This window comes from Rothia sp. HMSC072B04 (assembly GCF_001813725.1).
Taxonomy (GTDB): domain Bacteria; phylum Actinomycetota; class Actinomycetes; order Actinomycetales; family Micrococcaceae; genus Rothia; species Rothia mucilaginosa.
In genome coordinates, this window is the sequence record NZ_KV813796.1 from 165,245 (window position 1) to 179,333 (window position 14,089).

Consider the following 14,089-nt stretch of genomic DNA (forward strand, 5'->3'; position numbering starts at 1 on the left):
CACGATACCGAGCTGCCTGTGCCGGGACAGCATCACTAAAAACCGGCATACGCATCGGCGGGAGAAACTCCCACCATCTTTCTTAGTACGCGCCTTCCTTAGCGAAAACCGCACGGACAGTACGCAGAAGAATAATGAAGTCACCGGTAAGCGACCAGTTCTCAACATAGTAGAGATCCAGACGAACCGACTCCTCCCAAGAGAGGTCACTACGACCCGAAACCTGCCACAGGCCGGTAATACCCGGCTTCACCAGAAGGCGGCGGTACGCAATATCTTCGTACTGCTCAACTTCCTCAACCAGCGGAGGACGCGGACCCACCAGCGACATATCGCCAATGAACACGTTCCACAGCTGAGGCAGCTCATCAATCGAGTACTTACGGATGAACTTACCGATGGGGGTAATACGCGGGTCGTCCTTCATCTTGAAGAGCACGCCGTTACCCTCGTTCTGCTCCATGAGGCGCTTCTTAACCTCTTCAGCATCAGTACGCATCGAACGGAACTTCACCATCTTGAAAAGCTCACCGTTCAGACCCACACGGTTCTGAAGGAAGAAGACCGGGCCGCCATCACGCTTAACCAGCAGAGCAACCACCAGGAACAGCGGAGAGAGCAGAATCAAACCCAGACCCGAGGACACAACGTCCACGGCGCGCTTGAAGAACGCCGACAGACCGGTAATACGCGGAGTCGACACGTGCACCAGCGGCAGACCGTTCAGCGGCTGCATGTGCATACGCGGACCAGCAATATCGGTCGTAGCCGGAGCCATAATCAGCGAAATATGCGCATCCGCCAGCTTCCAACCCAGCAGACGAACCTGGTCCGGGCTCAAATGGTGGCCATTCGTAACAGCGACCATGTGAATATCGTTCTCGCGGATAGCTTCCATAATGTCAGCCGGAGAAGTGCTGTAACCAAGCACCGGAATCGGCGCACCAGCAACAGTAGTACCGGGAGTGAAACCGGGCAGGTAGAACGCAGCGGGGGACAGACCGGAAGCAACCACATCCTTCAAATTCTTGTACAGGTGCTGACCGGTCGTCACATCAGAAATAATCATGACGCGAGTCAGCGCGCGACCGCGAGTACGCGAACGCACCAGGCCCTGACGAATAACCCAACGCTCCATCAGCAGGAAGAACAGGCCCAGCGGATAAGCAATCAGCAGGTACATGCGGGTGACGTCAACCTTGAGGAAGAACGCCACAATAATCAGCAGACAGAAGAAATAAGTACTGCCGCGAGTAATGAGGCGGTACTCCTCAGTACCGAAACCCATAATGCGCAGGCTACGGGAGCCATTCACCTGGAGAATAAACCACCAGCCAATGGTCAGGCCAATACCCAAGAAGATATAGTCCATCGCGGGTACGCGGCCATCGAGAACATTAATAGGCCAAACGTTCACATAGGGCAGGTCAGCATTTTCCCACCCGAAACGAATCAGATGCGCAGCGACAACCGCAACAGCAATGGCGAAAAAATCGCCAAAGTAAAGGGCGCGCTGAACCTTGGGATGCCAGCTTCGCTTGATAACGAAGTCTGAACCCCACATTTTTTTAAGACGATCTTGTACTTTCAACGGTGTAATCTTCCCCGGAAATTTGTCCTGTATTGCGGACTGAGAGCGGCGAATAGGCACATTTACCCCTAATTATCGGTGTAAGGGAGACGTGTCCTAGTCTTTGTCCTGATGAATGAGTGAACCCTTAATCTTGCTGAGTGAATAATGGCAGAGACTACGGCAAAGGCGCTGGTAAGACGCCTAGTGGAGCGTTATATGAGCCCGCTGAGCGCATAAACGTGTTCCGTAAACTATTCTACGGGGTCGGGGGTCTTCCGTCTCGAAGAATGAAGAGGCAAAGTCGCTCCGGTGTGATGAAATCAATCACAGAAAAATAAGAGAATAAGAGCCTCCGGGAAGAATGCCTAGTGGAGCTAAGAAACTCCCAAAATTACCGGTATGTTTCACGCATCTGCAGAAAAACAATAACCGGCATATAAAAAGACAAATCCCGGAGTCTCAATAACAAGCCCTACGCACACGGCGTAAAAGGGACATTAAGGGCGCTCAAGCCCCGCACGATCCAAAATGAAATCAATCATCGGTTCATAACGGCGCGGCGGAACGTTATCGTCCATCGGCACACACACCGGCAAATCTCCCTGCTCAGCCGCAACAAACAGACCGGGATCATTACAATCCGCAATGCCAATCGTCAGCAGCTTACGAGTAGACGCCGCATAACCACCCATACCGTGATCCGAAACCACCAGATCCGGGGTCACGCCACGCGCCTCCAGCTGATCCAAAGCGATGCGCATCGGGCCGGGGAAATGTGTATGCTGCAGGTTGCCGTACTGCTCAAACATCACGACATCCATAATCTGGCGGACGTCGCCGTCGAGGAAACGCTCGCCCTCCTCAATCTGAAGAACCTCAGCACCCGCAGCCTTCGCCGCTGCAGCCATTACCGCGTAAATGGGGAACAGGCCCGCCGGGTGACCGGTCGCAAACAGGATGCGGGAACCGGCACGCACCGCCTCGCCGAAGATACGGGCGTACTCCTCCAGGGCGCTGATGCACTGCTCGGCACCAATCGTGTCCTGACCGTGAGTATGCGAACGGTCCGGGTTCAGACCCGCACGGCGGACCATCACCTCAAACACCGAATCGTAATCCCACTCGCGGGTCCACTGAACACCAAACTCAAGGTGCTCATTGCCATCCAGGAAACCCTGAATATGGTCCAGATTATTCTCGCGCGGGGTCGCCACCTCGCCGGTAATACGCACCGAATCCAGGTATGCGGCGAACTCATCGCGGCTCATGGAGAAAGACATTAAAACTCCTCATGACGTGAAAAATACATTACTGCGAGATACCTTCACGTACCTCGGCATAAGCTTCTAGGGTCTTACGCGCCGTCTGGTCCCAACCCATCGTGCGGGCACGCGCCGCAGCGTTCGCGCCCAACGAGTGGCGCAGATACGGGGCACGCACCAGACGCTCAATAGCCGCAGCCCAACGCTGCGGAGTACGAGGAGCCACCAGCAGGCCCGTACGGTGGTTCTCCACCGCATAGCGCAGACCGTCAGCATCCGTAGCGAGCACCGCTGCGCCGCACGCCTGCGCCTCCAGAGCCACCAACCCGAACGTCTCAGACGACGACGGGGACGCCACAATGTCGGCGGCACGGAAAATATCAGCCAGCTCAGATGCAGGAACCGGGTCCTTCAAATGCACCCGATCTGCCACACCCAGCTCAGCTGCACGCTGCAACAGGCGGCGCTCATAATCCGAATCGGAACGACCAATAATATCCACGTCCACCTGCAGGTCGGAGGGGAGCAGCGCGAGCGCCTCCACCAGCAGATGCGGGCCTTTCAACGGCTGAGGCCTACCGGCAAACACAATGCGGGAACGAGTCTCCGAGGTGTCATTGAGCGGATGTACGCCAGGAATCGTATGGAAAATCGAGGTGTCAACACCCGGGGGGATAATGGCAAGCTTCTGCGCGTCCGTACCGTAGTACTCGCCCATCTGCTGCGCCTCCAGGGGAGTATTCACAATCACCCGGCTCGCGGAGCTACTCATCAGACGCTCGGCGCGGTAGCGTTCCTCAGGCTCGGGTGCTTCACCTTCGCCGCGGCGCGCATCCTTGGCGGCAGCCGTCGTATGCGGAGTGAAAAGAACGGGGACCGGGAAGCCAACGCCCTGAGCCGACCACAGCTGGGATGCGCGAGCCGCAGCCTGACCAGACAGCCAATAGTGGGCGTGAATAATATCCGGGGTGTACAGCGCCTGCTCCACGCACGCCTGCGCAAAATCATCGGTGACCGTAGCCAACTCGTTCTTCGAAAGACCACGAGCGGATGGAAGATCAAGGCTGTGGCGCACAATGCGCTCGCCGGGCTGAGGAGGCTGACGGAACGGCGAGTCAGCCGGAAGCGCCTCACCGCGGTCCAGGGTGAAAACCTCAACCCGCAGCTCGGGATCGAGCTCCAGCATGGCGTGCACCGACCGGGCAATATAGACGTTCATGCCGCCTGCATCTCCGCTACCGGGTTGCGCAAAAGGGTCGGTGTGCATGGAATACACGTGAACCGTCCGAGCCGGCGGCAGAGTGCTCATCGATGCTTTCCTCTCTCAAAGGTGTACCTGACCTAGTGTAGCGCGACAGGACTTTCGCACACCGGGAGGTCTAGAATTTAGTAGAAAAGAGGCTGCCCAAGCGCAGCCTGTAGTACCCGCCCGTTAGAAGGACCGTGAAGGACCATGACTCACCCTCAGCAGCCTGCCGAACCGCTCTATTGCCCGCCCTGCACCCCGGCAGAGGCAGAGCGAAGCGCCACCATTGACCTTGATGCGCTAGAACATAATGTGCGCCGCCTCAAGGAACTTATTGGTGACCGCGCGCTCATTGCAGTGGTTAAGGCGGATGCGTACGGTCACGGCGCGTACCCGGTGGCACGTTCGGCTATTGCCGCCGGTGCTGACCTGCTGGGTGTGGTGCACGTGAACGAGGCGCTGGAACTGCGTGCTGACGGTATTGAGGCGCCGCTCATGGCGTGGCTGCACACTCCCTCCACCGATTTTGAGGCGGCGCTGCAGGAAAAGATCCGTCTGGGTGTTTCCGGTTGGGACCTGGAGGCGGTAGCCGCCGCAGCCGAACGCACCGGCGAGTGCGCTATCGTGCATCTGAAGGCTGATACCGGTCTGGGTCGTAACGGTGCGACCGCTGCGGATTGGCCTGCGCTGGTGGCTCGTGCCGCTTCTCTCGAGGAGTCCGGTCTGATTACGGTTGAAGGTATTTTTAGCCACTTGGCGGTTGCTGATGAGCCGACCCGCGCCGAGACTGCTCAGCAGCTCGACACCCTGGATACTTTTGTGGCTCAGGCTCGTGAGGCTGGTCTGGCCCCGAAGATCGTGCATTTGGCGAACTCCCCGGCGACCCTGACCGCCTCGCTGGAGGGCTGGGACACGGAGGAGCGTCTGCTCGGTGACGGCGTGCGTTGCGGCCTCGCGCTCTACGGTCTCTCTCCGTTGCCGGAGGTGACCGCTGAGGACCTGGGGTTGAAGCCCGTCATGACGGTGGGCAGCTATATTGCCGCTGTGAAGGAAGTTCCTGCAGGTCAGGGCGTTTCCTACGGTCTGCGCTACCACACTCCCAAGGCAACCACCCTGGCGCTGGTGCCGCTCGGCTACGCTGACGGTGTGCCGCGCATTGCGGAGAACGCGCCGGTGCGCATCTACCCGGGCGCGCAGAACGCGGAGAACGGCTCCGTGCCTAACAACGCGGAAGGTAAGACCTACCGCGTGGTCGGCCGCATCGCCATGGACCAGATGGTCGTTGACCTGGGCGAACCCGGCCTGAGCGACCCCGCCCTGGGCTACCTGGGGGCGCCCGCCATCCTTTTTGGTGCCGGTGAGAACCCGCCCGTGGAAGAGTGGGCGGATGCCGCGCAGACCATTAACTACGAAATCGTGACCCGCATTTCGTCCCGCGTGGAGCGCCTCTATGTTGGCGGCTCCTGGGTTGAAGCTGAGCTGAACGAGCTGTGGGGTACCGGGCAGGAGCAGGAGGGCTAATGAGCGCTGAGTACATTTCTGCCGCACTCGACCTGGATGTGACCGGCCCCGACCATACCCGCCGCCTGGCGCTCACCCTGGCGCAGCACCTGAACGCCGGGGACGTACTGTTGCTCTCGGGTGAGCTCGGTGCGGGCAAGACCACGTTCACCCGCTCCCTGGGTGAAGGCCTGGGCGTGCGCGAAGGCGTTATCTCACCGACCTTCGTGCTCTCGCGCGTGCACCCGAACCTGCCGGACGGACCCCGACCCGGCGGCCCCGACCTGGTGCACGTGGACGCCTACCGCCTCTCCAGCGCCGAAGAGCTCGACGACCTGGATCTGGAGTTCTCCCTGCCGCGCTCGGTGACCGTCATCGAGTGGGGCCGCGATAAGGCTGAGCACCTGAGTGATTCCCGCCTGGAGCTGGACTTCACCCGCCTGACCGGCGCGGATGCACGCTTCGCCTACTCGGGCGCCGAAGAGTTCAGCTGGGACGACGAAGACGAGGACGAAAGCGACGGGGAAGCGGACACCCCCGAACCTCGCCTGCTGCGGGTGCGTGCCTTCGGCCCCCGCTGGGAGCACGCTTTTGACGCATTGAAAGAGGCCCTGCAGAGCGCCTAGAGCCCGCGCGTTAGAATGATAGGGTGCTAGTACTTGCCCTTGATTCATCCGCCACCGCATCTGTGGCGCTCGCCCGTGTGCACGGCTCCGAAGCCGGTGCGTCCTTCGAAATCCTCGCCCGCTACGAGAGCGAAGATACCCGCTCCCACGCCGAGGTGATGGGCCCCTACGCGCAGGCGGCCCTGCAGGACGCTGGCGTGCGCGGCGAAGATTTGGATGCGATTCTGACCGGTACCGGTCCGGGACCTTTTACGGGTCTTCGCGCCGGTATCGTTACTGCGCGCGCTCTGGGTTTTGCCTGGTCGGTGCCGGTGTACGGCATGATGAGCCTGACCGCGCTGGCTGAGCGTGCTGTGTCTGGCGTGGCTGCTGGTGAAGAGAACGTAGAACGAGCGTTCGCCTCTGCTGGAAGTGCTGAGCTTGTAGAAGGTGCTGAGCTGCTCGTACTCTCCGACGCGCGCCGCCGCGAAGTCTACTCCGCCCGCTACCGCGTGAACGGCGAAGGCTACAGCCTGGTGGACGGCCCGAACGTATGCTCCGCCTCCGAAATTCTGCCCGGTGAGGGTCCCTCCTACGCCTACGGTTACGGTGCTGGCCTGTACTCCGAGGCCCTCGAAGAACACGGCTGGACCATCGTCGATTCTGCCCGTCAGGTTCACCCGCACGCCGAGTACCTGGTTGCCGCCGCGGCACGTCTGGGCGTAGAGAACCTGAGCGAGGACACCTCCGCCCAGTACCTGCGCGACTCGGACGCAAAGGTCCCCGCCGCAATGCTCGCCCGCCAGCAGAAGCAGGCCGCACCGGCCGCACAGGCTGCCGCGCAGAAGGAGAGCTAAATGAGCGCTACCGACAATATCGTGCGAGACGACCTGGCGCTGAATAATCTGGCACTGAACAACCTGGCGCTGAGTGATCTGGCATTGGGCGCCCGCCTGCGCGTTGCCGAACTTGCCGACGTGCAGGCCATGCACCGCATGGAAACCGCCCTGTTTCCCGCCGACGCCTGGCACATCGACATGTTCCTCGAGGAGCTGACCCACCCGACCCGCACCTACTACATGCTCGAATTGCCTGCAGAAGGTTCGGAAGATAACGAGGGCGACTGGCGCGCTATCGGCTACTGCGGAACCATGGTCGTAGCCGACACCGCCGACGTTCAAACCATCGGCGTGCTCCCTGAATATGAGGGCCACGGCTTCGGTCGCGCCATGCTTGAGCAGATGCACGAGCGTGCCCGTGAGCTGGGTGCCGAGCGCATCCTGCTGGAGGTGCGTGCCGACAATCCGCGCGCCCAGCGCCTCTACGAACGCAACGGCTACCGTGCGATTCACGTACGTCGCGGCTACTACGATGACGGAACCGACGCCATCATTATGGAATGTACGTTCTAAATGCTCCGTTGGGCTAAACGGCAACCCATGCGATAGGGGCGAGTATCCGCTGCCCTCTATGCCGCGGCATCCCTACATCACAGCATCCTTATATCACTGCAACTAGAAGCACTACGCGCAGACAGCGCAACAGAAAGATAGACTATGAGCACTCGCGAACCCCTCGTTCTGGGCATCGAATCCTCCTGCGATGAGACCGGTATCGGCATTGTGCGCGGTGCACAGCTGCTCAGCAACACCATCTCCTCCTCCATGGAAGAGCACGTGCGCTTTGGCGGCGTGATCCCCGAAATCGCCTCCCGCGCTCACCTGGACGCCATGATTCCCGCCCTCAAAGCGGCACTCGCCGAAGCGGACATCTCCCTCGATCAGGTGGACGCTATCGCCGTTACCGCGGGCCCCGGCCTGGCTGGCGCACTCATGGTGGGTGTCTCCGCGGCGAAGGCGCTCGCTATTGCCACCGGCAAGCCCCTCTACGGCATTAACCACCTGGTCGCACACGTTGGCGTTGGCCTGCTGGAGGACAATGGCACCGAAGACGGCTCCGACCTGTTGGCGAATGCCGGTTCCGGTGGCCTGGGTGCGCTGCTGGTCTCTGGCGGTCACACCGAAATCCTGCAGGTGCGAGACATTACCTCCGATGTGCGCCTGCTCGGCGCGACCCTCGACGATGCCGCAGGCGAGGCCTACGACAAGGTCGCCCGACTGCTGGGTCTGGATTACCCGGGCGGCCCCGCGATTGACCGCGCCGCCGCCGAGGGTAACCGCAACGCCTTCGTGTTCCCGCGCGGCCTGTCGAACCGCAAGTTCATGGGCACCGCCGAGGAGCCTGGCGCGCACCGCTACGATTTCTCCTTCTCCGGCCTGAAGACCGCCGTGGCGCGCGTGATTGAAAGCTTTGAAGCGGCCGGTGAAGAGGTCCCGGTTGCCGATATCGCCGCGTCTTTCCAGGAGGCGGTCGTGGACGTCATCACCAAGAAGGCGATGCTTGCCTGCCGCGAGCAGGGCATGAAGACCCTGCTGCTCGGCGGTGGCGTGGCGGCTAACTCGCGCCTGCGTGAGCTGCTTGCCGCCCGATGCGCCTCCGAAGGGGTGCGCCTGATTATCCCGAAGTTCACCCTGTGCACCGATAACGGCGCGATGGTTGCGGCGCTGGGTGCCCGCCTGGTCGCTGCCGGTCGTGAGCCCTCGGGCGTGGACTTCACGACGGACTCCTCGCTGCCGGTGACCACGGTCTGTTTCTAAACGGGCTACCTCTGAAATAGCTACTTCCGCAGGGATTATTAGCGCGAGCCCGTTTATGCGGCTCGCCTCGAAAATGCTCATAGAAATGCCTCGGCACAGTCTCACAAAGGACTGCGCCGAGGCATTTTCTGTATTCAAACTTTAGCTGCGGGGGAGGGCGGTTCTAACGCAGCGCTCGCGCACGAGACTGCGCGGCAACATCCAGCGCCACCTCACGCAGAGAGCCGGTCTTCTCAAAGACCGCACGCTGACGATCCGCACCCGTACCCTCGGCGAGGATGCGGCGTACCTGCGCCAGCTCTACCTCGCAGTCAAGGTCGCGTGCTACCGGCTCCAGCTTGGGCAGAAGCAGCTCAAAATCCTCACGCAGGGTACGCTGCACCGGCTCGTTAGAGACCACAATTTTAGCCTCCAGGCCGTAGCGGGCAACGCGCCACTTATTCTCCTGCGCGTGCCAGGGGGCGAGCACCTCAACGCTTTCACCCGCCTCAATCTGGCGGGAGAAGTACTCCACCAGGCACTGCGTGAACGCCACGATTGCCGCAACATCCGGCAGGGAGGCGAGGCCATCGCAATAGCGCATTTCAATGGTGCCGTAACGCGGAACCGGGCGAACATCCCAACGGTCCTCGCTCGGGTCGTTGATCACGTCGGTTGCCACGAGTGACTCCAGGTACTCGCTGTACTGCTCCCAGGTGTCAAAGTGGAAGGGCAGACCGTTCGTGGGCAGCTGCTGGTAAAGCTGGGTGCGGTGCGAAGCGTAACCGGTATCGATTCCGTCCCAGTAGGGGGAGGAGCACGAAAGTGCCAGCAGGTGCGGGCCGTAGTTGGTCAGCGCGTCAATGAGCGGCAGGACCTTATCGCGGGAGTCAATGCCCACGTGCACGTGCACACCGTAAATGACCATGTGGCGGCCCCAATACTGGGCGCGCTCGACCACACGCTGGTAGCGTTCCTTCGCCACGACCGGCTGGTCAGCCCAGTGGGAGAAGGGGTGAGTGCCGGCGGGGTAGAACTCAATGCCCAGGTCATCGGTGATGTCGCGCAGGGTATCCGTCAAATCCTGCAGCTGACGGCACGCCTCAGCGACGGTGCGGCAGATGCCGGTCACCACCTCGACGGTGTTCTCCAGGAATTCGCCGGTCACATGCGCGCGGTCGGAGGCGGGTTCGAGCAGTTCGGGGCGGCGCTCGCGCAGGATGGATAGCACCTCGCTGGCGCGCTGGGTCAGTGCGCCGCTTTCACGGTCGATGAGCGCAATCTCCCATTCCACGCCGAGAGTGGACTGCGGGGAGGTAGCAAAGTCGATCATATTGCCTTTCCTGCGTCTGGAAATAGGGTCGTGCATGGTGCCGACTGTGGAAGTTATTATCGGTGGGCTCTGCCCGGCTGTGCGCTAGCCGGTGGGAGCCGGCTCCTTGGGGGAGTGCCTCTACTAGGCCGCGTATCTTTGATCAGGCATAGTATCTTTATCCGGCCTAGCGTCTTTATCGGGCACCGTATCTAGTGTACGGTCTTGCGGTGCTCGGTGCCCTGTCGAGTGCAGAATCCGGAACGGAAACGTCATGAATCGTCACGAACGGTAACCCGTCCTCGGGTCTGGGCAGTCGGGTCTGGGTCGTCAGTGCTGGGTAGTTAGGGATGGGCGGCCGGGGCTGGTGAGGTTAGAGCGGGCGCACATGCCAGCCGACGCGGCGTGAATCCCTGCCCGAACCGATGCGGGTAAAGACCAGCGTTGCCGGACGGTACGAGGACTCCTGCGTACCCTCCTGTGCACCCAAAGAAGAATTAGCGTTCTTTTTCTGTTTCTTCTTGGAAGGCTTAGAACCCGCAGAACCCAGCAGGCGCGCACGCAACTGCTCCGGAACAATATCCACGCCACGCTTCTTAATCGTCAGCGCCGTAAAGCCCTGCTCACGCACCCAACGCTTCAGCTGCTTCTCCTGCAGGGGAATCTCCTCCAGCACCTCGTAGCAGGCAACCAGCGGATGCTCCACCGGCTCGGCAGAACACAGGTACGCCAGGTGCTCATCCAGCAGATGCGCGCCAATACTCTGCGCAAACTCAGCGACCAGATGCGAGCGCACAATCGCCGGGGCAGGCTCCAATAGGTATTCACCCGGCTGCGGCAGAGACACCGGAACTTCAACGCTCTGCTCCGCCTCTTCCGCCGTCAGGGAGCTGCGGAAGCTCACCGCCTCATAGGGAGGCAGCAGGGCGCCGGTTTTGGTTGAGCCTTCGGTTGATCCTTCGTTAGGGGCAGCCTCTTCGTCAGACAGCTCGCGTACAGAGGTCGCCGTGCGAGCCACCCCCTCCTGAGCCAGTGCGTTAAACCAGAGCACCAACTCGGCGAGGGAACCCTCCGACTGGATCCACTCCGCCTCAACGCGCGGGGCGGGGTTCGCCTCCGACGCAATATATTCGGGCAAGGGGATGCCCTCATGCGGAAAACCGGGACCCAACTTCACGCCCATCGGCACCCCAGTGCGTGCCAGATTCAGCACGAACGAGAACGGGGGAGAGAACGCCTCCGGATCAAAAAGACGTTCCGTCTGAGCCTTCTTAGCGCCGCGCAACTCGCGGCGTGCCGGGTCCATCCACACAATGCCCACCGGCTCACCTGAAGCGTCCAGAAGCTCACCGTGCACATAATCGGTCACATCCCCCGAATACACGCGCGCCTGCGGGCAAAACTCAAGGTTCTTCGCCGCAAAAGAAGCCGTCAACGGGTCCAACTCCACCGCAACCACGGCACCACGATCCGCCGCATACACGGCAGAATCCGAGGCGATACCGCACCCCAAATCAGCCACCGTGCCTGCAACCGGGCGCAGGCGCTGAGCGCGATAATGCGCAATCACCGGGCGGGTCGCCTGTTCCGCAGCCTCCTGAGTCAGCATGAGCGTGCGGGCGCGCTCGCCGAACTTAGTGCGTGCACGGGCACGAGCCTGCGCCAGCGAAATAATCTGTGCAGACTCCTCGGGGCTGAAACCGCGCGAACGCAAAGAAGTAACGGCGCTGAGCGTATCCGAGCCCAGCGGGTAGAGCTCGTCGGCTGCCGCGAGCGCTTCGGCGCTGAACGGAAGCTCGGCGGCGGGAGTAAAAGGGGATGCGGGAATAGGCATGCTCCTCATTTTACGGGGTGCCGGTTTTGAGAGGTGGGGAGCCCGATTTGCCCAGCTTTTTGCTCAGCGTTCGCCTTGCGGTGAAACACCCCGGCAGAGGGGCGCTTTTCTTGACCGAAAGCACAGGTGAAACTAGAGTTGAGGTAGCACTCGAGACAGTCATCGGGCGCGCCACTGCGCCGCTGTCTCGCATCAAACGTAAATCCACAACCCGGAGGAACCGATTATGGCTATCAAGCCCCTGGAAGACCGCGTCGTTATCAAGATCGAGCAGGCTGAGCAGACCACCGCATCCGGTCTGGTCATCCCGGAAACTGCGAAGGAAAAGCCGCAGGAAGCACGCGTTGTCGCCGTTGGCCCGGGCCGCGTGGATGAGAAGGGCAACCGCATTCCCGTAGACATCAAGGAAGGCGACGTTGTCGTGTTCTCCCGCTACGGTGGCACCGAGGTTAAGTACCAGGGCGAAGAGTACCTGATTCTCTCCGCACGCGACGTTCTGGCAATCGTCGACTAATACTTTCAGATGCTCATGCGCCGTACCGCTCATCCGGTACGGCGCATGAGCTATCATCTGCCCCTCAAATTTTCCTTTCTGTGACGCACTAGGAGTAGCGAACACATGGCTAAGCAGCTTGAATTCAACGATGCCGCCCGCAAGTCCCTGCAGGCTGGCGTCGATAAGCTGGCAAACGCGGTCAAGGTAACCCTCGGCCCGCGCGGGCGCAACGTTGTGCTCGACAAGCAGTGGGGCGCACCCGTCATCACCAATGACGGCGTGTCCATTGCCCGCGAAATTGAACTGGACGACCCGTACGAGAACCTGGGCGCCCAGCTGGCGAAGGAAGTCGCCACCAAGACCAACGACGTAGCCGGTGACGGTACCACCACCGCAACCGTGCTCGCACAGGCACTGGTCAACGAGGGCCTGCGCAATGTCACCAGCGGCGCGGCACCCGCCGACGTCAAGCGCGGCATTGAGGCTGCTGTGGAGGCTGTATCCGCACGCCTGCTCGAGAACGCACGCCCCGTGCAGGGCCCCGAGGTGGCGCACGTTGCCGCTATCTCCGCCCAGTCCGAGCAGATTGGTGAGCTGCTGGCTCGCGCCTTCGAGAAGGTCGGCCAGGACGGCGTCATCACCATCGAAGACGGCTCCTCCACCGAAATCGAGCTGGACATCACCGAAGGTATGCAGTTCGACAAGGGCTACCTCTCGCCCTCCTTCGTCACTGACGCTGAGCGCGGCGAAGCAGTGCTGGAGAACAGCCTCGTGCTGCTCTACCAGGGCAAGATTTCCACCATCGCAGAAATCATGCCCGTGCTCGAGAAGATTGTTCAGGCGAAGAAGCCGCTGACCATCATCGCAGAAGACGTTGACGGTGAGGCGCTCTCCGCGCTGGTCGTGAACAAGCTGCGCGGCACCATCAACGTGGTCGCTCTGAAGGCTCCCGGTTTCGGTGACCGCCGCAAGGCAATCATGCAGGACCTGGCGATTCTGACCGGCGGTACCGTCGTGACCGGCGAGCTCGGTATTGACCTGCCGCAGGTCACCCTGGAGCACCTGGGCTCGGCACGCCGCGTGACCGTCACCAAGTCCCACACCACCATCGTGGACGGCGGCGGCGACCCCGAGGCAATCGAGGATCGCGTGCAGCAGCTGCGCCGCGAAATTGAGCGCGTGGATTCCGAATGGGACCGCGAGAAGCTCAAGGAGCGCCTCGCTAAGCTCGCCGGCGGCGTGGGCGTCATCAAGGTTGGTGCCGCAACCGAGGTTGAGGCGAAGGAACGCAAGCACCGCATCGAGGACGCTGTGTCCTCCACCCGTGCCGCTCTGGAAGAGGGCATCGTCTCCGGCGGCGGTTCCGCGCTGGTTCACGCACTGAAGGCACTGGACGGAATGGACCTGGGCAACCACGACGCAAACGTGGGTGTACAGATCGTTCGCCGCGCTCTGGTTCAGCCGCTGCGCTGGATCGCTGAGAACGCTGGCGAAGACGGCTACGTCATCGTCTCCAAGGTCTCCGAACTGCCCGTGGGCCACGGCTTCAACGCCAAGACCGGCGAGTACGTGGACCTCATCGAAGCCGGTGTGATTGACCCGGTGAAGGTGACCCGTTCGGCTCT

Annotated in this window: 12 protein-coding genes; 7 read left to right on the forward strand and 5 right to left on the reverse strand. The window is 61.3% G+C overall.

Annotated features, from left to right (window positions below):
• Positions 1 to 82 precede the first annotated feature (82 nt).
• The 3 genes from HMPREF2928_RS02595 to HMPREF2928_RS02605 all read right to left on the reverse strand — a co-directional run bounded on the left by HMPREF2928_RS02595 (position 83) and on the right by HMPREF2928_RS02605 (position 4,144).
• Complete coding sequence (locus HMPREF2928_RS02595) at positions 83 to 1,564, reverse strand: sugar transferase (RefSeq protein ID WP_070642928.1); 1,482 nt, start codon at positions 1,562 to 1,564, stop codon at positions 83 to 85.
• A 506-nt stretch (positions 1,565 to 2,070) separates the two neighbouring features.
• Positions 2,071 to 2,853: a phosphatase gene (locus tag HMPREF2928_RS02600; RefSeq protein WP_049346436.1), complete on the reverse strand. Its 783-nt coding sequence runs from the start codon at positions 2,851 to 2,853 to the stop codon at positions 2,071 to 2,073.
• A gap of 28 nt (positions 2,854 to 2,881) precedes the next feature.
• Complete coding sequence (locus HMPREF2928_RS02605) at positions 2,882 to 4,144, reverse strand: glycosyltransferase (protein WP_070687293.1); 1,263 nt, start codon at positions 4,142 to 4,144, stop codon at positions 2,882 to 2,884.
• Between the two features lie 144 nt (positions 4,145 to 4,288).
• On the opposite strand from HMPREF2928_RS02605, the gene alr reads away from it, so the two are divergent.
• The 5 genes from alr to tsaD all read left to right on the forward strand — a co-directional run bounded on the left by alr (position 4,289) and on the right by tsaD (position 8,843).
• Positions 4,289 to 5,602, forward strand: a complete 1,314-nt coding sequence (gene alr, locus HMPREF2928_RS02610; RefSeq protein ID WP_070687294.1) for an alanine racemase — start codon at positions 4,289 to 4,291, stop codon at positions 5,600 to 5,602.
• Positions 5,602 to 6,207 (forward strand): tRNA (adenosine(37)-N6)-threonylcarbamoyltransferase complex ATPase subunit type 1 TsaE, encoded by a 606-nt coding sequence (gene tsaE, locus HMPREF2928_RS02615; RefSeq protein ID WP_070687295.1) that lies wholly within the window; start codon positions 5,602 to 5,604, stop codon positions 6,205 to 6,207. The genes alr and tsaE overlap by 1 nt, the downstream gene beginning before the upstream one ends.
• 23 nt (positions 6,208 to 6,230) lie before the next feature.
• Complete coding sequence (tsaB, locus tag HMPREF2928_RS02620) at positions 6,231 to 7,043, forward strand: tRNA (adenosine(37)-N6)-threonylcarbamoyltransferase complex dimerization subunit type 1 TsaB (RefSeq protein WP_070687296.1); 813 nt, start codon at positions 6,231 to 6,233, stop codon at positions 7,041 to 7,043.
• A complete protein-coding gene (gene rimI / locus HMPREF2928_RS02625; RefSeq protein WP_070687297.1) occupies positions 7,044 to 7,598 on the forward strand; it encodes a ribosomal protein S18-alanine N-acetyltransferase in 555 nt (184 codons plus the stop codon).
• A 144-nt stretch (positions 7,599 to 7,742) separates the two neighbouring features.
• Entirely contained in the window at positions 7,743 to 8,843 is a 1,101-nt protein-coding gene (gene tsaD, locus HMPREF2928_RS02630) for a tRNA (adenosine(37)-N6)-threonylcarbamoyltransferase complex transferase subunit TsaD (protein WP_070687298.1), read from the forward strand.
• 163 nt (positions 8,844 to 9,006) lie between these two features.
• Here the strand turns inward: tsaD and HMPREF2928_RS02635 are convergent, their stop codons facing one another.
• Both HMPREF2928_RS02635 and HMPREF2928_RS02640 read right to left on the reverse strand, forming a co-directional pair.
• Positions 9,007 to 10,155, reverse strand: coding sequence for a glutamate--cysteine ligase (locus tag HMPREF2928_RS02635; RefSeq protein WP_070687299.1), 1,149 nt, complete (start codon positions 10,153 to 10,155; stop codon positions 9,007 to 9,009).
• A gap of 352 nt (positions 10,156 to 10,507) precedes the next feature.
• Positions 10,508 to 11,968, reverse strand: coding sequence for a class I SAM-dependent methyltransferase (locus HMPREF2928_RS02640; protein WP_246823544.1), 1,461 nt, complete (start codon positions 11,966 to 11,968; stop codon positions 10,508 to 10,510).
• 226 nt (positions 11,969 to 12,194) lie between these two features.
• Here HMPREF2928_RS02640 and groES point away from each other — a divergent pair, with 226 nt between their 5' ends.
• Both groES and groL read left to right on the forward strand, forming a co-directional pair.
• The gene (gene groES, locus HMPREF2928_RS02645; RefSeq protein ID WP_005505066.1) at positions 12,195 to 12,482 is read left to right on the forward strand and encodes a co-chaperone GroES; all 288 of its coding nucleotides are present in this window, start codon (positions 12,195 to 12,197) and stop codon (positions 12,480 to 12,482) included.
• 105 nt (positions 12,483 to 12,587) lie between these two features.
• A partial coding sequence (groL, locus tag HMPREF2928_RS02650) for a chaperonin GroEL (protein ID WP_070634853.1) occupies positions 12,588 to 14,089 on the forward strand: 1,502 nt, incomplete at its 3' end.

Excerpts from the sequence above, each read along its gene's own strand:
- HMPREF2928_RS02595 (WP_070642928.1), bottom strand. The coding sequence starts at position 1,564 with ATGTGGGGTTCAGACTTCGTTATCAAGCGAAGCTGGCATCCCAAGGTT.
- HMPREF2928_RS02600 (WP_049346436.1), bottom strand. The coding sequence starts at position 2,853 with ATGTCTTTCTCCATGAGCCGCGATGAGTTCGCCGCATACCTGGATTCG.
- HMPREF2928_RS02605 (WP_070687293.1), bottom strand. The coding sequence starts at position 4,144 with ATGAGCACTCTGCCGCCGGCTCGGACGGTTCACGTGTATTCCATGCAC.
- alr (WP_070687294.1), top strand. The coding sequence starts at position 4,289 with ATGACTCACCCTCAGCAGCCTGCCGAACCGCTCTATTGCCCGCCCTGC.
- tsaE (WP_070687295.1), top strand. The coding sequence starts at position 5,602 with ATGAGCGCTGAGTACATTTCTGCCGCACTCGACCTGGATGTGACCGGC.
- rimI (WP_070687297.1), top strand. The coding sequence starts at position 7,044 with ATGAGCGCTACCGACAATATCGTGCGAGACGACCTGGCGCTGAATAAT.
- tsaD (WP_070687298.1), top strand. The coding sequence starts at position 7,743 with ATGAGCACTCGCGAACCCCTCGTTCTGGGCATCGAATCCTCCTGCGAT.
- HMPREF2928_RS02635 (WP_070687299.1), bottom strand. The coding sequence starts at position 10,155 with ATGATCGACTTTGCTACCTCCCCGCAGTCCACTCTCGGCGTGGAATGG.
- HMPREF2928_RS02640 (WP_246823544.1), bottom strand. The coding sequence starts at position 11,968 with ATGCCTATTCCCGCATCCCCTTTTACTCCCGCCGCCGAGCTTCCGTTC.
- groES (WP_005505066.1), top strand. The coding sequence starts at position 12,195 with ATGGCTATCAAGCCCCTGGAAGACCGCGTCGTTATCAAGATCGAGCAG.